Genomic DNA, 22,266 nt, shown 5'->3' with positions numbered 1-22,266 from the left:
GGGTCAGCTCACGGTGGTGAGCAGCTGCGTGGCGCGGGTCAGCACGACGTAGAGGGTCGCGCGGCCGGTGAGGGACTCCTCCTCGATCTCCTGCGGCCGGACGACGACGATCGCGTCGAACTCCAGGCCCTTGGTATCGAGGCCGGTGAGGACGACGACGCGGTCGTCGCCGGAGGGGGCCACCGAGGAGTCGACGGCGGCGCGGGCGCCGCGGGCGTCGTCGGCGAGCTCGGGCCAGGAGGCGAGCCAGGAGTTGACCTCCGAGCGGCGCGCCACCGGCACCACGATCCCGACGGTTCCGTCGACCTGGCCGGCCGCCTCGACGACGGCCTCGCGCACCGCGCTCTCCAGGTCTCCGGAACGGTCGGCGGCCTCGATGACCAGCGGCTCGACGCCGGTCGAGCGCACCGCGGTGGGGAGGTCGGCGTCCAGTCCGACCCGTTCGGCGTAGGCGGCGGCGAAGTCGTAGATCTCGGAGGAGTTGCGGTAGTTGGTCGAGAGGTGGAAGTCGTGCACCTGCTTGCCGGCCAGCGCCTCGTCGCGGGCCTCGCGGGCCTCGGCCGGCACCGGCCACGACGACTGCGCGGGGTCGCCGACGATCGTCCACGACGCCGTGCGCCCGCGGCGTCCGACCATCCGCCACTGCATCGGCGTGAGGTCCTGCGCCTCGTCGATGAGCACGTGGGCGAAGCCGTCGTCGTCGATGGAGTGGGTCGGCGGCGTCCACGCCCGGCCGGACGGCGCGTACTCGCGATCCGCGGCGGTCATCAGCTCGGCGATGTCGACGGCGCCGTCGATCAGGGCGAGCGGGTCGTCGCGCTCGTCGTCGGTGCGCACCGGCACGTCGCCGACGGCGTAGCGCAGCTCGTCGAGCAGCGCGACGTCGGCGACCGACAGGTCGATCGGGCCGGCCTCGCCATCGGGACCGTCGGGGCCGCCGGCGCTCCCCCACGACTTGAGCAGCAGCCGCTGCTCCTCGGGGGTCACGATGCCGTCGCCGACCCGGGCCAGCAGCTCGGGATCGCGCAGCCAGCCCAGGACGTCGGTGGCGGTCACCGGCGGCCACCACGAGGCGGCGAAGTCGAGGAAGTCGTCGTTGCCGAGCATGTCGTCGTCGAAGGACTCCCGGCCGCGGTCGCGGCCGCGCTCGCTGCGCACCTGGCGCCACATGGCGTCGAGCAGGGTGGGGACGATCCGGGGCAGCTGGCGGTTGCGGCGTCCGTGCGACATCAGCTGGCGGCGCAGCCGGCCGAGCTGGCCGCGGTCGAGGGTGATGGAGTTGTCGTACCAGAACGTGCGGAACTCGCGGGGGCTGCCGGGCGCCTGCTGGCGCGCGGCGCGGCGCATCAGCTCCGCCATCCGGGCCGAGCCCTTGATGTCGGCGACGGCGGGCTCGTCGTGCCGGGTCGCGCGGACGCCGTCGACCACCTCGCCGAGCGAGCGCAGCGCCACCGCGGTCTCGCCCAGCGAGGGCAGCACCCGCTCGATGTAGCGCATGAACACGCCGCTGGGGCCGACGATGAGGACGCCGCCCTTCTCGTAGCGCCGCCGGTCGGTGTAGAGCAGGTAGGCCGCGCGGTGCAGCGCGACGACGGTCTTCCCGACGCCGGGGCCGCCGGAGATCATCGTGACGCCCTTGCTGGGCGCGCGGATCGCTTTGTCCTGCTCGGCCTGGATGGTCGCGACGATGGAGTGCATGGTGCGGTCGCGGGCCCGGGAGAGCTGGGCCATCAGCGCGCCCTCGCCGAGGATCGGCAGGTCGTCGGTGTTGCCCTCGGCGTCGAGGAGCTCGTCCTCGAGGCTGGTGACGGTGGTGCCGGCCGAGCGCAGCACCCGGCGGCGGACGACGTTCTGCGGCTCGGCGGCGGTCGCCTGGTAGAACACCGCGGCGGCGGGCGCGCGCCAGTCGATGAGCATGGAGTCGTGGTTCTCGTCGCGCAGCCCGATCCGGCCGACGTAGCGGGGCTCGGGGTCGAGGTCGGGGCGCAGGTCGAGCCGCCCGAACACCAGGCCCTCGTGCGCGGCGTCGAGCTGGGCCATCCGCTTTGCGGCCTGGAAGACCATCGCGTCGCGTTCGACGAGGCCGCCCTCGTGCCCGAGCCGGCCGCGGTCGTGGCCCTCGCGGGCCAGCTGCTGGGCCGCCTTGCCGGCGTCCTCGAGACGGGCGTGCACGCGGTCGACGAAGCCCTGCTCGTGCGCAAGCTCCCGCTCGACGAGTTCGTCTGTCACCGGCTGCCCCTCCACTGCCCGACCAGTCGCCACGGCAAGTGTCGAAGTCTACAAACCCTCCGGCGCCGGGCCGACTACGGCTTCTGGGAGGTGGGACGGGACTTGGGGCGCGACAGGAAGGCGTGCATGGCCTCGCGGGCGGCGTCGGAGCCGAACAGCCGGGCGGAGAGCTCGGACATGGGGCCGGCGTCGGCGTCGATCCGGGCGAGGAGGTCGCGGGCCAGGAGGGCCTTGGTCTCGCGCAGGCCCTGGGGTGCGCCGGTGGCGAGCTCGGCACAGACCTCGTCGGCCGCGCCGTCGAGCTCCTCTGCGGACACCGACCGGGTGACCAGGCCCATCGGCACCGCCTCGGCGCCGGTGAACACCGCGCCGGTGAGCGCGGCGTAGGCCGCCGCACGGGAGGTGAGCCGCGGGAAGACGGTCAGCGAGATCACGGCCGGGGCGAGCCCGAGCTTCACCTCGGTGAGCGCGAAGGTGGCGTCGGCGGCGGAGATCACGATGTCGGAGGCGGCCACGATGCCGATGCCACCCGCCCGTGCTGCGCCGCGGACGACGGTGACCACCGGCTTGGACATGCTCACGATCCGGCGCTGGATCGCCACGATCGCCTTGGTGCCCTCGCCCATCCCGTCGGCGGTGGCCTCCGACATGTCGGCGCCCGAGCAGAAGACCCGGCCGCTGGAGACCAGGCGGACGACGCGGACCGCGTCGTCGGCCTCGGCGCGCTCGAGGTGCCCGGCCAGCTCGGTGACCAGCTGACGGGAGAGCGCGTTGCGGTTGTGGGGCGAGTCGAGGGTGATGGTGGCGACGCCGTCCGGCGACCCCTCGACGTCGTAGTGGACGAGCTCTTCGCGGGCCGTTTCCTGGGAGCCGGTCGTTACCATGACCGCCATCCTGCCGCACCCACTCAGACAGCAGCCATGACCACCTCCGCAGACCCTCCCCTCATGAGCCGCTGCGTGGCAGCGGTGTGCGGGGTGGTCTCCACCCTCCTGGCGATCGCGGTGGCGCACCTGCTGGCGGCGATCCTCAACCCCGACTCCTCACCGGTGCTGGCGGTGGGCTCGACGGTGATCGACCTGGCGCCGACGCCGTTGAAGGACTGGGCGATCCGGACGTTCGGCACCGCCGACAAGGTGGTCCTGGTCGGTTCGGTGCTCGTCGTGGTCCTGGTCCTCGCCGCCGTCGCCGGCGTCCTGGCCCGGCGCAGCTTCGCCCGGGGTGCGGCCCTGCTGCTCGTCCTGGTGGCCCTGGCCACCGTGGCGGTGCTGACCCGGCCGGTCGTGGCGCCGTCCGATGTGATCCCGAGCCTGGTGTGCGCGGTCGTGGGCGTGGGTGCGCTGTGGTGGCTGGTGCAGGTCGCCGAGCGCGGCACGATGCTGCCCCCGCCACGCGGGCTGATCCCGGTCACCGGCGCGGGGGAGCGGGCGCCCGAGGCCGCGGCGTCGGCGAGCCGTCGCGCGGTGCTGGTCACCGCGGCGGTGATGACGGCGGTCGCCTCCGCGCTCGGCGGCGCGGGCCGCTGGATCAACTCGCGCCGCATCGAGGCCGAGCCGGTCACCCTGCCGCGTCCGGCGCCGGGCGAGGCGGCGCCGCCGCTGCCGACCGGCTTGGAGAGCACGGTGCCCGACATCTCCCCGCTCCAGGTGCCCAATGGCCAGTTCTACCGGATCGACACTCGTCTCGACACGCCCGTCGTCTCGGCCGCCGACTGGACCCTCACCATCGACGGCGACGTCGATCGCGAGCTCACGATCACCTTCGAGGAGCTGCTCGCGATGCCGATGGTCGAGCGCGACATCACCCTCACCTGCGTCTCCAACCCGGTCGGCGGCCCCTACATCGGCGGCGCCCGGTGGCTGGGCGTGCCGCTCCTCGACATCCTCGACCGGGTCGAGATCGGGCCGAAGGCCGACCAGATGATCGCTACCGACTTCGACGGCCTCACCATCGGCACCCCGCTCGAACTGCTCCTCGACGGCCGCGAGCCGCTCCTGTGCGTGGGGATGAACGGCGCCCAGCTCCCCCGCGAGCACGGCTTCCCGGTGCGCGTCGTCGTCCCGGGCCTGTACGGGTTCATCAGCGCCACCAAGTGGGTCACCCGGCTGACGATGACCACCTACGCCGACACCGAGGCGTACTGGACCCAGCGCGGCTGGGACACGATCTCCCCGATCAAGCCGTCGGCGCGGATCGACACCCCGTTCCCGTGGTCCTCCCTGCCCGCGGGCAAGGTGAACGTCGGCGGGGTGGCCTGGGCGCAGAACGACGACGGCGTCTCCACCGTGCAGGTCCGCGTCGACGGCGGCGCGTGGACCGACGCGAAGCTCGGCCCCGACCTCGGCAGCGTCTACTGGCGCCAGTGGTACCTCCCGATCGAGCTCGATCCGGGCGAGCACACCCTGGCCGCGCGGGTCGTCGACGGCGACGGCACGACGCAGGTCGACGTCAAGACCCAGCCCTTCCCCGGTGGCGCGAGCGGCATCCACACGATCCCGGTGACGGCCACCTGATGGCTGCGTCGATGCGGTGGTCGACGCTGGTGGTCGACGCCGACGCTCCGGCCGACGTGCTCCTCGCCGAGTCGCCGGACGTCGTCCTGCCCACCGCGAGCGTGGCGAAGATCCTGGTGCTCACCGCGCTCGCCGAGGCGCTGGAGTCGGGCGCGGTCGACACCGCAGAGGTGCTGTCGCGCGGGTCGACGCCGCAGGTGGGCGACTCCGGCCTGTGGCACCGGATGACGGCGGACGCGCTGCCGGTCGGCGACCTCGCCGTCCTGGTCGGGTCGGTCAGCGACAACTGGGCCACCAACGTGCTCGTCGAGCGGCTCGGGCTCGAGGTCGTGCAGGCGATCGCCCCGCGCGAGGGCCTGGCCTCCACGCAGCTGTGGGACGTCGTCCGGGACGAGCGCGGGCCACAGGATCCGCCGACGTTGAGCACGGGCACCGCGGCCGAGTGGGTCGACGTGCTGGTCCGGCTGCATCGCGGCGTCTGGGGTTCGGCGGCGGTCTCGACGCGGTTGCTCGGCTGGCTCGCCGGCGGCGCGGACCACTCGATGGTCGCCGGTGCGTTCGGGCTCGACCCGCTCGTCGTCCCTGACGGCGCGTTCCGGGTGGTCTCCAAGACCGGCACCGACGACGGCGTCCGCTGCGACGTCGGCCTGGTGCACGGCCCGTCCCGTACCGCCGCCTACGCGGTGCTCGCATCCGGCGGCGAGCCGGACGACGTGCTGGCCAGGATGCGCGAGATCGGCGCGCGGATCCGGGCCTGGGTGGCGTGAGGATCCAGGGCGTGCCCTATCCGACGTTGTTTCCCTCGCCGGGGTACTTCGCCGCAGGTGCCCGGGGCTGCGGCTGCGGCGGGGCCTCCGGCTCCACCGAGCCGCGCAGCTCGGGTCCGGAGCGCTCGGGTTCGAGCACGATCTCGTGGGTGTCGCCGTCGCGACCGTCGAAGCGCACCAGGACCGTCTCGAAGCCCTTGTGACGCTGCATCTGGGCGTACATCGCGTAGGCGCGCCGGTCGGCGTCGGTGAGGTCGACCGCATCGGTGAACGGCGTGAGCAGCGCTCGCGGCCAGAGCCGGCGGGCGAGCACGACGTTCACCTCGACGCCGATGATCGACATCACCGCGGCGATGTAGATGATGCCGATGAGTCCGAGGACGAACCCGAACGTCTGGTTGAGTGCCGACGGTCCGTTGAGGACCTTGGTGACGTAGAGGGTTCCGAGGTGCTGGAGCAGCTGCCACAGGATCGCGACCGTGAAGGCCCCGGGCGCGGCCCGCACGATCCGATGGCCGTGCGCGGAGGCGAAGCGCATGAGGAGCGTGAGGACCAGGCCGACCACGAGGACGGTCGCGAGCTGGATGAGCAGCCGGAAGGTGCCGGTGACCTTGAAGCCGAACACCTCGGTGTTGCTGCCGAGGGCGGAGATGATCGAGATGGCCACGACCGACATGCCTGCGAACATCAAGATGAGCAGGCTCTTGAGCCGCAGCAGGAACGGGTTCGGGCGGCTGTTGCGCGGGATCGCCCACGCCGTCGCCATCAGGTTCTGGATCGCCTGACCGAGGCCGAGCGCTCCGTAGAGCGCGGCCAGTGCTCCGGCGATGACGGCGCCGGTCGAGCCCTGGAGCCCCTGGGGCCGGCCGAGCTCCTCGCCCACGATCGGGAACTGCCGCAGCGCGGAGTTGAGCACCTGGTCCTGGAGCTCGGGGTTGCCCTGGAGGATGAAGCCGAAGATCGAGGAGGCGAGCAGCAGCAGCGGGAAGATCGCGATGAACGCGTAGTAGGTGATCGCCGCTGCCAGGTAGTTCCCCTGGTCGTCGAAGAACTTGTAGATGACCGCGAGCGGGAAGCCGAAGATCGTGAAGCGTCGCTGCGTGCGGTCGATCCCGCTCACGACACTCATGCGCCGAATCTAGCGGGCGCCGCACTCCCGGGCGCGGCATCATGGCCCCGTGCCGCTGACCACTCCGATCCTCAGGACCGACCGACTGCGGCTGCGCCCGGTGCGCGAGGACGACGCCGACGCCCTCTACGAGATGCACAGCGACGCCCACGTGCTGCGCTTCTGGGACTCCTCGCCCTGGATCGAGCGTGAGCGGGCCACCCGGTTCATCGCGGCGTCCCGCTCGATCGCCGAGGACGGGTCCGGCGCCCGCGTCGTCCTCGAACGCACCGACGACGGCGCCTTCCTCGGCTGGTGCGGCCTCACCTCCTGGAACCCCGAGTTCCGCAGCGCCTCCCTCGGCTACTGCCTCCACGAGCGCGCCTGGGGCCATGGCTACGCCACCGAGGCGGCCCGCGCCCTCCTCGACTGGGGTTTCTCCACCCTCCCCCTGAACCGCGTGCAGGCCGAGGCCGACACCCGCAACGACGCCTCCCGCCGGGTGCTGGAGAAGTGCGGCTTCACCCTGGAGGGCACCCTGCGCGAGGACTGCATCGTCGACGGCGTCGTCTCCGACTCCTGGGTCTTCGGGCTCCTGCGGCGCGACCGGGACGCCGGAACCGCAGGAGGTTGAGCACCACGAACGCTGGCAGCGACGGTTGCCGGGGCTTCGTCAGCGCTCGCTGCGCTCGCTTGCTCAACCTCCGGCAGCGGGGCGACTCCTCGGAGGTTGAGCAAGCCGACGAGTGAGGAACGAACCCGTCGGCGCCGACGAAACCTCGCAACCGACCTCGGGAACCCTGGCAAGGACGTTCGCCGGGGTTTCGTCAGCGCTCGCTGGCGCTCGCTTGCTCAACCTCCGGCTGGCCGGCGTCGGCTCAGTAGCTCTTCGGCAGCCCCAGCGAGTGCATGGAGACGAAGTTGAGGATCATCTCGCGCGAGACGGGGGCGATGCGGCCGGCGCGGGTGGCGACGAGGAGGCCGGCCATGCCGTACTCCTGGGTGATGCCATTGCCGCCGTGGGTCTGCACGGCGCGGTCGGCGGCGTGGCAGGCGGCCTCGGCGGCGGCGTACTTGGCCATGTTGGCGGCCTCGCCTGCGGCCATGTCGTCGCCGGCGTCGTAGAGCGCGGCGGCCTTCTGGGTCATCAGGCGGGCCAGCTCGATCTCGATGTGGCTCTCGGCGAGCGGGTGGGCGATGGCCTGGTGGGCGCCGATGGCGTCCTTGAAGACGGTGCGCTCGCTGGCGTATGCCGTGGCCTTCGCCAGCGCATAGCGGGCCAGGCCGGTGGAGAACGAGGCCGCCATGATTCGCTCGGGGTTGAGCCCGGCGAACAGCTGGACCAGGCCGCCGTCCTCGTCGCCGACGAGCGCGTCGCCGGGCAGTCGGACGTCGTCGAAGAACACCTGGAACTGCCACTCCGGACTGACGATCTCCATCGGGATGGGCCGGTACTCCAGGCCCGCCGCGTCGGTGGGCACCACGAACAGGACCGGCTTCACCTTGCCGGTCGTGGCGTCCTCGGCGCGGGCGACGACGAGGAGGTTGTCGGCCTCGTCGACGCCGGAGATGAAGACCTTCTGCCCCGAGAGCACCCACTCGTCGCCGTCGCGGCGCGCGGTGGTGGTGATGTTGTGGGTGTTCGTGCCGGCGTCGGGCTCGGTGATGGCGAAGGCCATGGTGCCGGTGCCGTCGCAGATGCCGGGCAGCCAGCGCTGCTTCTGCTCCTCGGTGCCGTAGCGGGTGATGATCGTGCCGCAGATCGCCGGGCTGACGACCATCAGCAGCAGCGGGCAGCCCTGCGCGGCGAGCTCCTCGCAGACGGCGGCGATGTCGCCGATGCCGCCGCCCCCGCCGCCGTACTGCTCGGGGATGTTGATGCCGAGGTAGCCGGTGCGGCCGATCTCCAGCCACAGGTCGGTGGTCTTCTCCCCCGCGCGGGCGCGCTCGGCGAACCACTCGCGGCCGTACTTCCCGGCCAGCTTGGCCACCTGGGCACGCAGCTCGCGCCGCTCCTCAGACTCGGTGAAGGGGGTGGTGACGTCGGTGCTCATGGCTGCTCCTCGGCTTCCTCGACGACGGCGAGGACCTCTCCGGCGGCGACCTGCGCGCCGGGCTGGACGTTGATCTCGGTGACCGTGCCGGCGACCGGCGCCGCCACGGTGTGCTGCATCTTCATCGCCTCCAGGACGAGCACCGGGTCACCGGCCGCCACGTGCGCTCCGCGGTCCACCGCGACCCGGACGACGGTGCCGGGCATCGGCGCCAATAGCCCGCCTCCGGGGACGGCGTCGGCGGGGTCGACGAAGCGCGGGACGCGACGCAGCGAGGTGTGCCCGCGGGGCGAGTCGACCTCGACGACGAGGCCGGAGACGGCGACGTCGTAGGCGGTGCGGACGTCGTCGATCTCGAGCACCACCCGCTCCGGCGTGGCCGAGACGACGGTGATCCCCCCGACCCGGTAGCCGTCGCGGCCACCCCACCACTCCACGACGCCGGTCTCGAACTCGGTGCGCTGCGGCTGGCTCACGACGTTGCGCCACCCGGCCGGCACCGCCTGCTGCACCACGCGCGCGGCGCGGGCCCGCTCGGCCAGCGCGAGCGCGGCGGCCACGGGAGCACCGGCGTCGGCCGCCGGACCGGCGACCGGGCGCTCGGCGAGGAACGCCGTGCTGACCTCGCCGCCCAGGAACGCCGGGTCCCGCAGGACGGCGACGAGCTGGTCGCGGTTGGTGCGGACGCCGTGGATCCGGGCGCGGCTCAACGCGTCGGCGAGCCTGCGCGCGGCCCGCTCGCGGGTGGGTGCCCACGCGATCACCTTGGCGAGCATGGCGTCGTAGTTGGTGGAGACCTCGCTGCCGGTCGCGAAGCCGGCGTCGACGCGCACCCCGCCGCCGGTGGGGATCTCGAAGCGGGTGAGCCGGCCGCTCTGCGGCTGGTAGTCGGCGCCCGGGTCCTCGGCGTAGAGCCGCGCCTCGATCGCGTGGCCGTTCGTGCGCGGCGAGACGCAGACCGACCGCCCCTCGGCCACCGCGAGCTGCAGCTCGACGAGGTCGACGCCGCGGACGAGCTCGGTGACGGGGTGCTCGACCTGGAGCCGAGTGTTCATCTCCAGGAAGTAGAACCGGTCGGCGGTCTCGTCGTAGAGGAACTCCACGGTGCCGGCGCCGCGGTAGCCGATCGCCTCGGCGGCCGCCCGCCCGGCGGCGTGCAGCGCCTCGCGGGTGGCCTCGGGCAGTCCGGGCGCGGGCGACTCCTCGACCACCTTCTGATGACGACGCTGCAGCGAGCAGTCGCGCTCACCGAGCACCAGGACGCCGTCGGGCGTGCCGACCACCTGCACCTCGACGTGGCGTCCGCGCTCGACGTACGGCTCGACGAACACGGTGCCGTCGCCGAAGGCGGACTCCGCCTCGGCGCGGGCCCGTTCGACCTCGGGCTCGAGGTCGGCGAGCGAGCGCACCACCCGCATGCCGCGGCCGCCGCCTCCGGCGCTGGCCTTCACCAGGAGCGGCAGGTCGTCCTCGGCGGGCTCCGCCGGGGCGTCGAGCACAGGGACCCCGGCGTCGGCCATGATCTGCTTCGCCGCGATCTTCGAGCCCATCTGCTCGATCGACTCCGGCGCCGGCCCCACCCAGGTGAGCCCGGCGTCGAGCACGGCGCGGGCGAAGTCGGCGTTCTCGGAGAGGAAGCCGTAGCCGGGGTGGACGGCGTCCGCCCCGGTCCGCTTGGCGGCCTCGATCAGCAGGTCGGCGCGCAGGTAGCTGTCGGCCGGGCTGGTGCCCGGCAGCCGCACCGCGTGGTCGGCCTCACGCACGTAGGGCAGCTCGGCGTCGGCGTCGGAGTGGACGGCGACCGTCTCGATGCCGAGGCGGCGGCAGGTCGCGAAGATGCGTCCGGCGATCTCGGCCCGGTTGGCGACCAGCAGTCTTCCGATCATGGTGTCCCCCCACGACGCCGAGTCGGCGTTCCGGTTGAGCAAAACTGCCGACTCGGCGTCTTGGGCGGTCGGTGCGCGGTCACGGTCGGAACACTCCGTATCCCGGGGTGCCGGAGTAGGGGCGGGTCTCGATCACCGAGAGGCAGATGGCCAGGACGGTGCGGGTGTCGCGGGGGTCGATGACGCCGTCGTCGTAGAGCATCCCGGACAGGAAGTGGGGCAGCGACTGCTCCTCGACCTGCTGCTCGACCATCGTCTTGATCGCCGCGAAGCCCTCGGCGTCGAAGGTCTCGCCCTTGGACTCGGCCGAGGCCTGCGCGACGATCTCCAGGACGCCGGCGAGCTGGGCCGGACCCATCACCGCGGACTTGGCGCTGGGCCAGGTGAACAGGAATCGCGGGTCGTAGGCGCGCCCGTTCATGCCGTAGTTCCCGGCGCCGTAGGAGGCGCCCATGATCACGGTCAGGTGCGGGACGGTGGAGTTGCTGATGGCGTTGATCATCATCGCGCCGTGCTTGATGATGCCGCCCTGCTCGTACTCCGCGCCCACCATGTACCCGGTGGTGTTGTGCAGGAAGAGCAGCGGGGTGTCGCTCTGGTTGGCCAGCTGCACGAACTGAGCGGCCTTCTGGGCCTCCTCGCTGAACAGCACGCCCTGGGCGTTGGCCAGGATCCCGATGGGGCGTCCGTGCAGCCGGGCCCAGCCGGTGACCAGCGAGGGGCCGTAGAGCGGCTTGAACTCGTCGAAGGCCACGGCGTTGCCCTCCGAGACGCCGTCGCAGATGCGGGCGATCACCTCGCGCGGGTCGAAGGGCTCCTTGAGGTCGCCGGGGATCAGGTCGAGCAGGTCCTCGACGTCGGCGTCGGGCTCGGCCCACGAGCCGGGCGCGGGCGGGGGGATCGCCTTGCGCCAGTTGAGCCGGGCCACGATCCGGCGTCCGATCCGCAGCGCGTCGAGCTCGTCCTCGGCGAGGTAGTCGGCCAGGCCCGAGGTGCGCGCGTGCATCTCCGCTCCGCCCAGCGACTCGTCGTCGGACTCCTCGCCGGTGGCCATCTTGACCAGCGGCGGCCCGCCGAGGAAGACCTTCGCCTTCTCGCGGACCATCACGGTGTAGTCGCTCATGCCGGGCACGTAGGCACCGCCGGCGGTGGAGTTGCCGAAGACCAGCGCGATCGTCGGCCGCTTGTCGGCGCTGGAGCGGGTGAGGTCGCGGAACAGCTTGCCGCCGGGGATGAAGATCTCCTTCTGCGTGGGCAGATCGGCGCCGCCGGACTCCACCAGCGAGACGGTGGGGAGGCCGTTCTCCTCCGCGATCTGGGCGGCACGGAAGACCTTCTTGGTCGTCCACGGGTTGCTCGCGCCGCCCTTCACCGAGGGGTCGTTGGCGGTGATCATGCACTCGACGCCCTCGATGACGCCGATGCCGGTGACCACGCTCGCACCGACGGTGAAGTCCGAGCCCCAGCCGGCCAGCGGCGAGAGCTCCAGGAACGCCGAGCCCTCGTCGATGAGCAGCTCGATCCGCTCGCGCGGCAGCAGCTTGCCGCGCTGGTGATGGCGCGCGACGCTGCGCTCGCCGCCCCCGGCGACCGCCTTGGCCTGCTCGGCGTCGAGGTCGGCCAGCTTCTCCAGCAGGGCCTCGCGGTTGGTGGTCGTCACGACTCCAGGACCGCCTTCATCCGCTCCAGGGTGGTGCGCATCCCCTTCTCGTTGGTCCGGCCGCGCAGCCGGCCGAGGAGCAGCCAGTACAGCCGGGTCGGCAGGCTCGGCTCGAGCCGGAAGTACTCGGTGATGGTGGTGCCGGAGCCGTCGGCGTCGGGCTCGAGCCGGTAGCCCCAGTTGTTCACCGTCATCTTGTCGGTGCCGACGGAGAACTCGAAGACCCGCTCGGGCTCGCAGACGGTCACCCGGCACGGCGACCAGTAGGTCGGCCCGACGCCGTTGCGCTTCACGTGCCCGGCGAAGTACGCGCCGACCTCGGGACCGGTGGACCCGCGGGTCCACTTGGCCTCGAAGGTCTCCGGGGAGAACTCCCCGATCCGGGTGACGTCGCTGACCAGGTCCCAGACCTCGGCCACCGGCGCGTCCACGTGCAGGCTGACCTCGCCGCCGAGCGGCTTGAGCAGTTTCATGATGCGTATCCCAACAGTCGGGCGGCGAGGTCGGTGAGGACCTCGGTGGCCCCGCCGCCGATCGGAAGCAGCCGGGCGTCGCGGTAGTGCCGCTCCACCTCGGTGCCATGGAGGTAGCCGGTGCCGCCGTGGAGCTGCACCGCCTGGTCACACACGTAGGCAGCGGCCTCGCATCCGGTCTGCTTGGCCAGGCACGCCTCGGCCACGACCCATTCGCCGGCGACGTGCCGCCGGGCGACGTCGCGGACGTGCGCGCGGGCCATCTCGACGTGGCGCCGCATCTCGACCAGCTTGTGCCGCACCACCTGGTTGGCGATCAACGGCTTGCCGAACGTCGTGCGCTCGCGGCAGTAGGCGGCGGTCAGGTCGAGCGCACGACCGGCGATCCCGTAGCCGTGCACGGCCAGCGAGAGTCGTTCGACGACGAACTGCTCGGCGATCACGACGAATCCGCCGCCCTCCTCGCCGACGAGGTTGGCGGCCGGCACCCGCACGTCGGCGAAGCCGAGCTCGGCGGTGTCGGAGCAGTGCCAGCCCATCTTGCGCAGGGTGCGGTCGACGCTGAAGCCGGGGGTGCCCTTCTCCACGACGAGCAGGCTGAGCCCGCCGTGTCCGGCATCGCCGGTGCGGACCGCGACGGTGACGAAGTCGGCCCGGCCGGCGGAGGTGATGAAGGTCTTGGTGCCGTCGACGACGTAGTGGTCGCCGTCTGCGTCCGTCCCGCGGCGGGCGGTGGTGCGGATCGAGGCGACGTCGGAGCCGGCGTCGGGCTCGGTGATCGCCAGGGAGCCGATGGTCTCGCCGGCCAGGGTGGGCCGGACGAAGCGGTCGATCAGGTCGGCGTCGCCACTGGCGATGATGTGCGGCAGAGCGATGCCGTGGGTGAACAGCGCGGCCATGAGCCCCGACGACGCGCCCGCGGCGAACATCCCCTCCTGGAGGTCGATGCTGTCGAGCAGGTCGCCGCCCGAGCCGCCGACGTCCTCGGCGATGCCGACGCCGAGCAGGCCGTGCTCGGCGGCGGCGCGGTGCAGCGCGCGGGGCACCTCGCCGTCGTCCTCCCACTGCTGCAGGTGGGGCAGGATCTCCCGGCGGGTGAACTCCGCGCCGAGCTCGTGGGCGTTCACAGCAGCGCCTCCGGGATCGCGACGTGGCGGGAGCGGACCCACTCCCCGAGGCCCTTGGCCTGCGGGTCGAATCGGGTGGAGGAGGCCACGCCCTCGCCGAGCAGGCCGCGGATCAGCACGTTGACGGCGCCGAGCCGCGGAAGCGGATGGACCTCCACGGCGTCGGCGGGCAGGTCGGCGGCCTCGGGGATCAGCGTCCGCACCAGGTCGGGCGTGACGAGGGAGAGCAGCCAGGCCACGCGCTCGGACCGGAGCGGGGAGTCGTCGTGGGCGACCCACAGGCCGAGGTTGGCGTCGCCGCCCTTGTCGCCGGAACGGGCGTGGACGAAGGTGCCCAGCGGACGTCGTTCGCCACCGTTCGGGACCTCACCGGTCGCCGCAGGCACCTCGTCGATCTCGTCCGCGACCGAGAACGTGGTCGGTCCGGCGATCGGCTCGCGACGCCCGTCGGCGTGGACCACGACCTGCTCGACCTCCTCGCGGGCGACGTAGGCGGGGCGGTAGACGCCGTACGGCGTCGCCGCGCTGGGCGGGGTGGTCATCGTGAAGCCGGGGTAGGAGCCGAGCGCGAGCTCGACCAGCGGCGCGGTGAACGCCTTGCCGACCGGCGCGGCCTCCGGATCGCGGACGGTGCACCGCAGCAGGCACGAGGCGCCCTCCTCGGTGTCGGCGTCGGGCGCCGGGAGCGGCGTGCGGGTCCAGGTGACCGACGCGGCGGTGATCGCGCCGTCGAGCTGGGCGCGCACCCAGTCGGCCTTGGCGTCGACGTCGAGGCCGGTGAGCACCAGCTCCATGGTGTTGCGGAAGCCGCCGAAGGTGTTGACGCACACCTTGAGGTCCGGCGGCGGCGCCTCGCCGCGGACGCCGGAGATCGCTACCCGGTCGGGTCCGGCCTGCGCGAGCTCGATCGTGTCGAGACGGGTGATGACGTCGGGGCCGAGGTAGCGGGCGGACTGGATCTCGTAGACCAGCTGGGCGGTGACGGTGTCGACGCTCACCGCGCCGCCGGTGCCGTCCTGCTTGGTGATGACGCTCGAGCCGTCCTCGGCGATCTCGGCGAGCGGGAAGCCGAGGGGGCGCCCGGCGAGGGTGTCGGCGGGCAGGCCGAGGAAGCCGGAGAAGTTGCCGCCGGTGGCCTGGGTGCCGCACTCAAGCACGTGCCCGGCGACGACGGCGCCGGCGAGCGCGTCGTGGTCGGCCGCCGTCCAGCCGTGGTGGGCGGCGGCGGCGCCGACCACGAGCGAGGCGTCGGTGACCCGGCCGGTGACCACCACGTCGGCGCCCTCGCGCAGCGCGGCGGCGATCCCGAAGCCGCCGAGGTAGGCGTTGGCGGTGAGCGCCCCGTCGAATCCGAGCTCGGTCGCCCGGGCGCGGAGGTCGTCGCCCTCGACGTGTGCGATGGCGGGATCGAGGCCCAGCCCGCGGGCGACCTCGCGCAGCCGGTCGGCGAGCCCGGCCGGGTTCAGACCTCCAGCGTTGGCCACGATCCGGATGCCGCGCTCCAGGGCGAGGCCGAGGCAGTCCTCGACCTGGCGCACGAAGGTGCGGGCGTAGCCGAGGGAGGCGTCCTTGAGCTGGTCGCGCCCCAGGATCAGCATCGTCAGCTCGGCCAGGTAGTCGCCGGTGAGGACGTCGAGCGCCCGGCCCGCGACGTCGCCCTCCACCATCTCGCGCATCGCGCTGAGCCGGTCGCCGTAGAAGCCGGAGCAGTTGCCGACCAGGAGCGGGTCAGCCATGGGCGGCCTCTCGGCCCGGTCCGGGTGGGCCGGCGAAGCACTGGGCGATGTCGAGCCAGGCATCGGCCCCGGGCCCCTCGGCGACCAGCGTGGTGTCGGCACGGTGGACCCGCTGGGTCACCAGCCGGCAGAAGTCGGCGGCCGGGCCGGTGACCCGCTCGGCGGCGTCGTCGGGGCCCCAGGTCCAGACCTCGCCGCTCGGCGCGGCGAGCTCGACGCGGACCTCCGTCTCGGGCGCCTCGCGCCCTTGGGCGGCGAACGCGAAGCGGCGGGTGCGCACGCCCAGGTGCGCGACGTGGCGGATCCGGTCGGTGATCTGCGGATCGAGGCCGAGCGCGTCGTAGACGTCGAGCCCGTGCGCCCAGGTCTCCATGAATCGGGCGGTCGCCATCGAGGCCGCCGCCATCGGCGGACCGAACCACGGCATCTTGACGCCGTCGGGCACGGCACGGAGCGCCTGCGCCAGGCCCGCGCGTCCGGCGTCCCAGCGGGCCAGCAGCTCGGCGGGCGGGAGGGCGGCGTACTCGAGCGCGGCGGCGTCGACGGCTCCGGCCGGGTCGGCCAGGGCGGCGAGCACCAGCTCGTCCCACGGGCCCTTGTCCTCGTGGGAGCGCGCGGCGCGCATGGCGGCGTCGTCGGTCCAGGCGAGGTGGCCGATCTGGGCGGCCACGCTCCAGCCCGGCGCCGGGGTCGGCGTCGCCCAGCCGGTGTCGTCGAGCGAGGCGACGGCGGCGCGGAGCCGGTCGCCCTCGGCGTCGAGGTCGGCGAGCAGGCCGTCGAGCAGATCGGTCATCGAGCAACGCCTAACTGGGCGTCGAGCACGAGCGCCCACTGGTCGAGGATCCGGCGCCGGCGCCGGGTGTCGTCGGTGATCGTGGTGGCCAGGCCGAGGCCGCGCACGAGATCGAGGGTGGCCTGCACCAGCTCGCGGACGCCGGGCTGGGACTCGTCCGCACCGAGCGCCTCGACCACCAGGCGGTGGGCCTCCCGGCCGACCCGCTGCTCCAGCGGAGCGACCGCGGCCAGCAGCGACTCGTCGGTGCGCGCGGCCACCCAGAGCTCGAGGGCGGCGACGAACACCGGCGAGGCGAAGTGGTCGCCCAGCATCGTCAGGACCGCCCGGGTCCGGCGCGGGCCGGTGGGCAGCGCGGCGGCCGCGGCGGCGAGCTCGGCCCCGCGCAGCTCGGTCAGGTGCTCGACCGCCGCGACGACGAGTGCGTTCTTGCTCGGGAAGTGGTGGAGCTGGGCTCCACGACTGACTCCGGCCCGCTCGGAGACCATCGTCGTGGAGGTCCCCGCGAAGCCGTGCTGGACCAGGCACTCCACGGTGGCGTCGAGCAGCCGGGCGCGCATCGCGCGAGTGCGCTCCTCCTGAGGGATGCGCGAGGTCGCAGCGGTGCTCACGAGCAGCACCCTGCCGCGCCATTAACAAACAGTCAAGGCTGTTTGTTAATTCGGACGCGGGGATGGGCCGCCGTCCCGCTCACGAGGTACTGCGTTCTCGGGGCCTCCTCCGCGCCGGGAGGGGCGAACGCCTCTCGCGCGATCCGGCGCGGGTCGTACTGCCCGACGTCGAGCGCCTCCCATTCGGCCCGCAGAGCGCTGGCGCGGGCGGTGTCGAGATAGCCGCGCACGCCGTGGATCAGGTCCCGGAGCTGTTGGGCACACGCCGGCAGGCGGTGCGGGCCGATCACGAACCCGGCCACGAGCGTCACCAGGAACAGCTTCTCGAAGGTCAGGCCGAACATGCCGCACCCCTCTCGTGGCGGCCGGCCGCGCGATGGTCGTGAACGTGGGAGATCACCAGCGCGGCGCCGAACAGCACCGTCATCGGAAGGGCGACGAAGAACATCGACATCATGTCGGCGGCCGGGGTGACCAGGGCACTGAACAGCGCGATGAGCACCACGATGATCCGCCAACTGCGACGCAGGGTGCGCGCCGAGAGGATTCCGAGCAGGTTGAGGGCGACCACGAACACCGGCAGCACGAACGCGATGCCGGTGGCCAGCACGACCCGCAGCACGAAGTCGACGTAGTAGGTAGCGGTGAGGATCGTGGCGTCCTCGGTGGCCGAAAACCCGGCGAGCACGCGGACCATGTGCGGGAAGATCAGGAACCCGAAGGTGCACCCGGCGGCGAACAGTGGGAGTGCTGCGGCCAGGAAGCCGTAGGTGGCACGGCGTTCGCGACGGGTCAGTCCGGGCGTCACGAACGCGAAGAGCTCGGCGATCCAGACCGGGCTGGAGAGCACGACGCCGGCGAACACCGCGATCTTGAGCTTGAGGTCGAACGCCGCGGTGACGGTGTCGTAGTTGAGAGTCGCCTCGCGGGAGGCGGCGAGCTCGTCGATCGGCCGGCGCAGCAGATCGAGGATCGGGTCGGCGACCAGGTAGCCCGCCACGACCGCGATCAGCAGGGCGGTCGCCGCCCGCAGCGAGCGGCGACGGGCCTCGCGCAGATGACCGGCCAGCGGCATGGTGCCTCGGGCGATCGGGGGCTCGCTGATCGCGGCCGTCATGAGTCGCGCGGACCCGTGGTCGGCTCGTGCACCTCGTCCTTGAGGATCCGCACGGACTGGCCGACGCCCTTGGCGAGCGCGGGGAGTTTGGCGGAGCCGAAGACGAGCAGCACGATCGCGAGGATCACCAGGGCGTGCCATCCAGTGAGGTTCTGCAACATGGGAGTTCTCCTGAGAGTCGGGTGGGTGTGGGAGTGATCAGTTGGACGGGGGCTCGGGCGCGCCGTTCGGCGGCTGGCCGCCGGGAGCACCAGCACCGCCGGCCGGGCCTCCCGCGGACGCGGGCTCGGTGGTCGTGTCGATCGCGACGGCCAGCGACCCGACGTACCCGGCGCTCGGGTCACCGGTGAAGGTGCCCATCTCCAGCTCGTAGCCGTCGCCGAAGATGCCGTCGGTCTCGAGGGAGACCTGGGAGAGGTTGTCGGCGGAGCCGGGATAGAGGTCGAGGGCGTAGACCGCCTCGACCAGGTCCTGGGGAAAGGCGAGCTGGGAGGTGGCGATCGCGTTCTCGACGTCGGTGGCCGACGCGGCGTCTGGGTAGACCTCGAAGTGGATGTGGGGCCAGCGCCCGGAGTAGCAGGCGGGGACGATGGTCTGGAAGGTCACCGCTCCCTCGGCGTCGGCGACCTGCACACCGCGCAGGTAGGTCACGTCCTCCAGTCCGGAGGAGTACATCGAGTAGCCGCCGTTGGCGTCGCACTGCCACATGTAGACCGCGACCCCCTCGAAGGGCGCGCCGTCATCGGCCAGGTCGGTGACGGTGAAGGTGAGCGACAGCGGCACACCGAGGGCGGTCGCGCCGCCGTCGAGGCTGGAGGTGACGTCGCTGCGGACGATGCCCGACTCCTCCAGCACGTTCACCTCGGTCGTGCCGTCGGCCGGGTAGGGCCCGTTGGTCTCCTGTGGGATCTCCCCGTCGGACGTAGCGCCGGAGCCGCCTGCGCTGTCCGAGGCGTTCGAGCCGCTCGGGCCGCTCGAGCCACCGGCCCCGGAGCACGCGGCGAGGGCGACCGCGCCGGCTCCGATCCCGAGGACGCCCAGCAGGCGTCGCCGGGTCAGCAGGGTGACGACGTCGAAGCCGGCGCCCTGGTCGACGACCTCGTCGTCGGGCCGGGCGAGCCGGCGCCCGTCGTAGGCGGGTCCGTCGGGGGTCTGGTCGGGCTGGGGGATGGTGCTCATGGGCGACACTCCTTGTCGGATCTGGAGCAACCGGAGTTGCTGACAAGGCGAATCTGCCTACGCCCGCGGTGACGGGCGTGTGGAGTGTCTGTGTGGTTCCTGTGAGCGCGAGCCGGGTCGTCAGTCGCGCGGCTCGAACGCGGGCCCGACCATCATCAGGTCGAACTCGATGGCGCGCAGCGACTGGCGGTCGCGGTTGACCGAGAACAGCCCGGTGGTCTCGAAGCCGGCCGCCTCGTAGGTGGTGAGCATCTCGGCCATCCGCGGCATGCCGTCGTAGATCGGCACCATCGCGACCTCCGACTGGAGACCGAGCAGGAGCCGCACCTTGTCGCCGGCGCCGCGGAAGGTCTCCAGGTCATAGCCCTGGGTGTCCATCTTGAGGAAGGGCCGCGGGTCCTCGACGCCGGCCATCACCTCGTCCCACACGTCGGCCAGGCGCCGGATGGAGATGGTCTCGGTGGTGGTCTTGCTGAGGTTGTCGGCCCACTCGCGGCCGAACTCGCTGGCCGGCAGCAGCGAGCTGAGCGGTCCCGGCGTCATGTTGATCTCCGCGGTGCCCTCCTCGTCGCCGAGGGCGCACGGGACGACCTGCCAGTCGGGGTCGGAGGCCGAGAGCTCCTCCAGCCGCTTCACCAGGTGGGCCACCGGCTCGAAGGACACGATCCGCCCCCGGTAGCCGTTGCGCCGCAGGCTCTGGGCGTACTGGCCCTTGTTGGCGCCGACGTCGAGCACCACGTTGGCGCGCACCTGGCGCAGCAGCCAGGCGGAGTGCTCGCGTCCGAGGAACTCGCTGACCGCCCGCTCGAACCGTCCCTGCCGCACCCGGGCCGAGCGCGGCTGGTAGACGATGCTGGCCTGCACCTCGGGCCCGCCGAGTTGGCGGACCCGGCGCCGCGCGCCGGGGCGCACGAGCAGCCACGCGTCGTCGTCCACCTGTTGGGGTGTCCAGGTCGCGATGTCCTGATCCATACCGACACCCTAGGTGGGGGTCTGTTGTGCCTCTGGGTCCGCCCGGTGCAGCGCCTCGTCGGTGGCGATCCGCAGGTCGAGTCCGGCGACCAGGTTGCTCAGCCCCCGGTGCTGCTCGGTCCGCCAGGCGACCACGACGTTGACCACCGCGAGCACCACGAAGGCCAGCACCGGCCACAGGCTGTTGTAGTGGATCGCGAGCCAGACCAGCACGAAAAGCGGGGTGGGGCCCACGAGGAGCTTGACCAGGCGTCGTAGGGGCATGGCCCCGGCGCCCGGGCGGACGGTGCGCACCGCGACGACGTACTCCCCGACCGTGCGTCCCGCCCCGAGCACGCACGCCGCCTGGATCAGGAAGGGGACGCCGACCAGGATGGCCAGGCGGACGTCGAGGTCGTAGGTCCCGGGCCCGTAGAGGGTGAATCCGCGGTACACCGCCGAGGCCGCACCACCGACCAGCCCCGAGAAGATCACGTCGCAGACCAGCCCGGTCACCCTGCGCCCGAGGGTCACCGAGGTGGGCAGTGGCGGAGTGCTGTCGTCGCGGCGGTCGAGGAAGACGTAGGACAGCATCGATCCGACCACGGCGCCGAGCGTGTTGAGGATCAGGTCGTCGACGTCGAAGAGGCGGTACGGGCAGTCGTAGAGACCCCTTACCCCGGTGTTCTGGGTGAACTCGATGAGCAGGGATACGCCGAGCCCGACGACCAGGGAGGTCACGACCCCGCGCTTGACGATGACGCGCAGGAAATAGCCCAGCGGGACGAACAGCAGGACGTTGAGTCCGACCTGGCCGATCTGCAGCGTGTGGTCGGCGGCGCCGGCGTCGGTCCAGATACCGCTGATCGTGTGGAACGGGATGAGCTGACGGCCCTGGCAGCGGTAGCTGCCGGGCTCGGGCATCGGCAGCAGGGTGTAGGTCCACAGCGAGAGCGAGTAGATCGCACTGGCCACCAGGACGAGCAGATCCTTCGGCTGTAGCTTGCCGTCGAGGCGGTACTGGTAGGCCGCGGTCGGCACCAGCAGGACGACGGCGGCCACCGAGCCGAGCACGATCGCCACGATGGCGTTGACGACCTGATCCTCCACGTGGCTGGACCTTACCGACCGCCACGGCTATGTCAGACGCCGCACCGTCGCGACGACGAACGGGTGATCGGAGACCTTGTCGTCCCTGGTGGAGTCGTCGGACAGGTAGCCGTTGAAGTCGACGCCGGCGCCCAGGATCCAGTCGATGCCGGCATCCGAGGGTGGCTCGCAACCGGCGTCGCCGTGGGAGCCGCCGTTGGCCGCGCGCATCGCCCCGCCCTCGGTGAGGGCGCAGAACGCGTCCTCCTCGGCGTTCAGGTCGCCGACCAGCAGCACGTGGCGTCCACGCTCCCGCTCGGACACGACGAACGCGCGCTCGCGGCGCTGGGCCTCCAGCCGGTTGTCGGAGGCATCGCCGCGGACGTCGGCGGGGTTGTGCACGCTGAGCACCGTGATCAGCTCGCCGCCACGCTTGCGTTCGAGCACCACGACCGGCATCTCGCGCAGGTTGTCGTAGAAGTAGGGCACCGAGAGGGTGCTCTGCTCGACGAGCTCGAACTCCGCGCGCCGCCACATCACGGCATTGTCGAGGTTGCCGGCGTAGCCGTACCGGTCACCGAGGCGCCGCCGGAAGGCCGCCGCCTGCGCGCCCTGGAGCTCCTGGAGGCCGAGGATGTCGGGCCGGTACTGCCTGATCCGGGCGAGTGCTCCGGCCACCCGCTCCCGGGCCGGCGGGTAGTACTCGGCGGCGCCGCCGCCGGGCGAGGTGTGGCTGGCGCCGAGCACGTTGAACGTCGCCACGGTGAACGCCCGCCGCTTGGGCAGCACGTCCGGCTCGGGCGCCGCGGAGGACTCCTCACCGCCTGCGGGCTCGTCCTTGGGCGGGCCGGAGTCACATCCGGCGACGACGAGGGCGAGCCCGAGCGCCACCGCTGCCGCGAGCACTGGACGTGCCAACGATCGGGCCAGCGATCGGGCCAGTGATCGGGCCAGTGATCGATCCGGTGATCGG

General features: G+C 72.4%; 21 protein-coding genes. 3 read left to right on the top strand and 18 right to left on the bottom strand.

Annotation, left to right across the window (positions count from 1 at the left end; genetic code table 11):
- Positions 1–3: 3 nt before the first annotated feature.
- Positions 4–2,229 carry a HelD family protein gene (locus WMR31_RS11790; RefSeq protein WP_340539024.1) on the bottom strand — a complete coding sequence of 742 codons (2,226 nt, stop codon included), beginning with the start codon at positions 2,227–2,229 and terminating at the stop codon, positions 4–6.
- A gap of 74 nt (positions 2,230–2,303) precedes the next feature.
- The gene (locus WMR31_RS11785) at positions 2,304–3,113 is read right to left on the bottom strand and encodes an enoyl-CoA hydratase-related protein (protein ID WP_340539023.1); all 810 of its coding nucleotides are present in this window, start codon (positions 3,111–3,113) and stop codon (positions 2,304–2,306) included.
- A 36-nt stretch (positions 3,114–3,149) separates the two neighbouring features.
- Here WMR31_RS11785 and WMR31_RS11780 point away from each other — a divergent pair, with 36 nt between their 5' ends.
- Together WMR31_RS11780 and WMR31_RS11775 are read left to right on the top strand one after the other, a co-directional pair.
- Positions 3,150–4,742 (top strand): molybdopterin-dependent oxidoreductase, encoded by a 1,593-nt coding sequence (locus tag WMR31_RS11780; protein WP_340539022.1) that lies wholly within the window; start codon positions 3,150–3,152, stop codon positions 4,740–4,742.
- On the top strand, positions 4,742–5,509 hold the full coding sequence (locus WMR31_RS11775) for a serine hydrolase (protein WP_340539021.1): 768 nt from the start codon (positions 4,742–4,744) through the stop codon (positions 5,507–5,509). Before WMR31_RS11780 ends, WMR31_RS11775 begins: the two co-directional genes overlap by 1 nt.
- A 16-nt stretch (positions 5,510–5,525) precedes the next feature.
- On the opposite strand, the gene WMR31_RS11770 is transcribed toward WMR31_RS11775, so the two are convergent.
- Positions 5,526–6,638: a YihY/virulence factor BrkB family protein gene (locus WMR31_RS11770; protein WP_340539020.1), complete on the bottom strand. Its 1,113-nt coding sequence runs from the start codon at positions 6,636–6,638 to the stop codon at positions 5,526–5,528.
- 49 nt (positions 6,639–6,687) lie between these two features.
- On the opposite strand from WMR31_RS11770, the gene WMR31_RS11765 reads away from it, so the two are divergent.
- The gene (locus WMR31_RS11765) at positions 6,688–7,251 is read left to right on the top strand and encodes a GNAT family N-acetyltransferase (RefSeq protein ID WP_340539019.1); all 564 of its coding nucleotides are present in this window, start codon (positions 6,688–6,690) and stop codon (positions 7,249–7,251) included.
- 244 nt (positions 7,252–7,495) lie between these two features.
- Here WMR31_RS11765 and WMR31_RS11760 read toward each other — a convergent pair whose 3' ends face one another.
- The 15 genes from WMR31_RS11760 to WMR31_RS11690 all read right to left on the bottom strand — a co-directional run bounded on the left by WMR31_RS11760 (position 7,496) and on the right by WMR31_RS11690 (position 22,199).
- Positions 7,496–8,671 (bottom strand): acyl-CoA dehydrogenase family protein, encoded by a 1,176-nt coding sequence (locus tag WMR31_RS11760; protein ID WP_340539018.1) that lies wholly within the window; start codon positions 8,669–8,671, stop codon positions 7,496–7,498.
- A complete protein-coding gene (locus WMR31_RS11755; protein WP_340539017.1) occupies positions 8,668–10,557 on the bottom strand; it encodes an acetyl/propionyl/methylcrotonyl-CoA carboxylase subunit alpha in 1,890 nt (629 codons plus the stop codon). The genes WMR31_RS11760 and WMR31_RS11755 overlap by 4 nt, the downstream gene beginning before the upstream one ends.
- Before the next feature lie 79 nt (positions 10,558–10,636).
- Positions 10,637–12,217: an acyl-CoA carboxylase subunit beta gene (locus WMR31_RS11750; protein WP_340539016.1), complete on the bottom strand. Its 1,581-nt coding sequence runs from the start codon at positions 12,215–12,217 to the stop codon at positions 10,637–10,639.
- Entirely contained in the window at positions 12,214–12,690 is a 477-nt protein-coding gene (locus WMR31_RS11745; RefSeq protein ID WP_340539015.1) for an SRPBCC family protein, read from the bottom strand. Before WMR31_RS11745 ends, WMR31_RS11750 begins: the two co-directional genes overlap by 4 nt.
- Positions 12,687–13,817 carry an acyl-CoA dehydrogenase family protein gene (locus WMR31_RS11740; RefSeq protein ID WP_340539014.1) on the bottom strand — a complete coding sequence of 377 codons (1,131 nt, stop codon included), beginning with the start codon at positions 13,815–13,817 and terminating at the stop codon, positions 12,687–12,689. Before WMR31_RS11740 ends, WMR31_RS11745 begins: the two co-directional genes overlap by 4 nt.
- Complete coding sequence (locus WMR31_RS11735; protein ID WP_340539013.1) at positions 13,814–15,553, bottom strand: acyclic terpene utilization AtuA family protein; 1,740 nt, start codon at positions 15,551–15,553, stop codon at positions 13,814–13,816. Before WMR31_RS11735 ends, WMR31_RS11740 begins: the two co-directional genes overlap by 4 nt.
- On the bottom strand, positions 15,546–16,346 hold the full coding sequence (locus WMR31_RS11730) for a TIGR03084 family metal-binding protein (protein ID WP_340539012.1): 801 nt from the start codon (positions 16,344–16,346) through the stop codon (positions 15,546–15,548). The genes WMR31_RS11735 and WMR31_RS11730 overlap by 8 nt, the downstream gene beginning before the upstream one ends.
- Positions 16,343–16,957 (bottom strand): TetR/AcrR family transcriptional regulator, encoded by a 615-nt coding sequence (locus tag WMR31_RS11725; protein ID WP_340539011.1) that lies wholly within the window; start codon positions 16,955–16,957, stop codon positions 16,343–16,345. Before WMR31_RS11725 ends, WMR31_RS11730 begins: the two co-directional genes overlap by 4 nt.
- A 32-nt stretch (positions 16,958–16,989) precedes the next feature.
- Positions 16,990–17,301, bottom strand: coding sequence for a Sec-independent protein translocase subunit TatA/TatB (locus WMR31_RS11720; protein ID WP_340539010.1), 312 nt, complete (start codon positions 17,299–17,301; stop codon positions 16,990–16,992).
- Positions 17,289–18,074: a twin-arginine translocase subunit TatC gene (gene tatC / locus WMR31_RS11715; protein WP_340539009.1), complete on the bottom strand. Its 786-nt coding sequence runs from the start codon at positions 18,072–18,074 to the stop codon at positions 17,289–17,291. Before tatC ends, WMR31_RS11720 begins: the two co-directional genes overlap by 13 nt.
- On the bottom strand, positions 18,071–18,235 hold the full coding sequence (locus WMR31_RS11710) for a Sec-independent protein translocase subunit TatA/TatB (RefSeq protein ID WP_340539008.1): 165 nt from the start codon (positions 18,233–18,235) through the stop codon (positions 18,071–18,073). Before WMR31_RS11710 ends, tatC begins: the two co-directional genes overlap by 4 nt.
- A 37-nt stretch (positions 18,236–18,272) precedes the next feature.
- The gene (locus WMR31_RS11705) at positions 18,273–19,253 is read right to left on the bottom strand and encodes an intradiol ring-cleavage dioxygenase (RefSeq protein ID WP_340539007.1); all 981 of its coding nucleotides are present in this window, start codon (positions 19,251–19,253) and stop codon (positions 18,273–18,275) included.
- A gap of 120 nt (positions 19,254–19,373) precedes the next feature.
- Positions 19,374–20,225 (bottom strand): FkbM family methyltransferase, encoded by an 852-nt coding sequence (locus WMR31_RS11700; protein ID WP_340539006.1) that lies wholly within the window; start codon positions 20,223–20,225, stop codon positions 19,374–19,376.
- A gap of 9 nt (positions 20,226–20,234) precedes the next feature.
- Positions 20,235–21,314: a VanZ family protein gene (locus WMR31_RS11695; protein WP_340539005.1), complete on the bottom strand. Its 1,080-nt coding sequence runs from the start codon at positions 21,312–21,314 to the stop codon at positions 20,235–20,237.
- A gap of 27 nt (positions 21,315–21,341) precedes the next feature.
- The gene (locus tag WMR31_RS11690; RefSeq protein WP_340539004.1) at positions 21,342–22,199 is read right to left on the bottom strand and encodes an endonuclease/exonuclease/phosphatase family protein; all 858 of its coding nucleotides are present in this window, start codon (positions 22,197–22,199) and stop codon (positions 21,342–21,344) included.
- Positions 22,200–22,266: the final 67 nt, after the last annotated feature.

It is taken from the genome of Nocardioides epinepheli (genome assembly GCF_037936805.1).
Lineage (GTDB): Bacteria > Actinomycetota > Actinomycetes > Propionibacteriales > Nocardioidaceae > Nocardioides.
Note: the sequence above shows the minus strand (reverse complement) of the source record. Positions and strands in the feature narration are given on the sequence as shown.

What these genes read in the sequence shown, in the direction of transcription:
- WMR31_RS11785 (WP_340539023.1), bottom strand. Translation starts at nt 3,113, where the DNA reads ATGGTAACGACCGGCTCCCAGGAAACGGCCCGCGAAGAGCTCGTCCAC.
- WMR31_RS11780 (WP_340539022.1), top strand. Translation starts at nt 3,150, where the DNA reads ATGACCACCTCCGCAGACCCTCCCCTCATGAGCCGCTGCGTGGCAGCG.
- WMR31_RS11775 (WP_340539021.1), top strand. Translation starts at nt 4,742, where the DNA reads ATGGCTGCGTCGATGCGGTGGTCGACGCTGGTGGTCGACGCCGACGCT.
- WMR31_RS11770 (WP_340539020.1), bottom strand. Translation starts at nt 6,638, where the DNA reads ATGAGTGTCGTGAGCGGGATCGACCGCACGCAGCGACGCTTCACGATC.
- WMR31_RS11760 (WP_340539018.1), bottom strand. Translation starts at nt 8,671, where the DNA reads ATGAGCACCGACGTCACCACCCCCTTCACCGAGTCTGAGGAGCGGCGC.
- WMR31_RS11755 (WP_340539017.1), bottom strand. Translation starts at nt 10,557, where the DNA reads ATGATCGGAAGACTGCTGGTCGCCAACCGGGCCGAGATCGCCGGACGC.
- WMR31_RS11745 (WP_340539015.1), bottom strand. Translation starts at nt 12,690, where the DNA reads ATGAAACTGCTCAAGCCGCTCGGCGGCGAGGTCAGCCTGCACGTGGAC.
- WMR31_RS11735 (WP_340539013.1), bottom strand. Translation starts at nt 15,553, where the DNA reads ATGGCTGACCCGCTCCTGGTCGGCAACTGCTCCGGCTTCTACGGCGAC.
- WMR31_RS11730 (WP_340539012.1), bottom strand. Translation starts at nt 16,346, where the DNA reads ATGACCGATCTGCTCGACGGCCTGCTCGCCGACCTCGACGCCGAGGGC.
- WMR31_RS11720 (WP_340539010.1), bottom strand. Translation starts at nt 17,301, where the DNA reads ATGTTCGGCCTGACCTTCGAGAAGCTGTTCCTGGTGACGCTCGTGGCC.
- tatC (WP_340539009.1), bottom strand. Translation starts at nt 18,074, where the DNA reads ATGACGGCCGCGATCAGCGAGCCCCCGATCGCCCGAGGCACCATGCCG.
- WMR31_RS11710 (WP_340539008.1), bottom strand. Translation starts at nt 18,235, where the DNA reads ATGTTGCAGAACCTCACTGGATGGCACGCCCTGGTGATCCTCGCGATC.
- WMR31_RS11705 (WP_340539007.1), bottom strand. Translation starts at nt 19,253, where the DNA reads ATGAGCACCATCCCCCAGCCCGACCAGACCCCCGACGGACCCGCCTAC.
- WMR31_RS11700 (WP_340539006.1), bottom strand. Translation starts at nt 20,225, where the DNA reads ATGGATCAGGACATCGCGACCTGGACACCCCAACAGGTGGACGACGAC.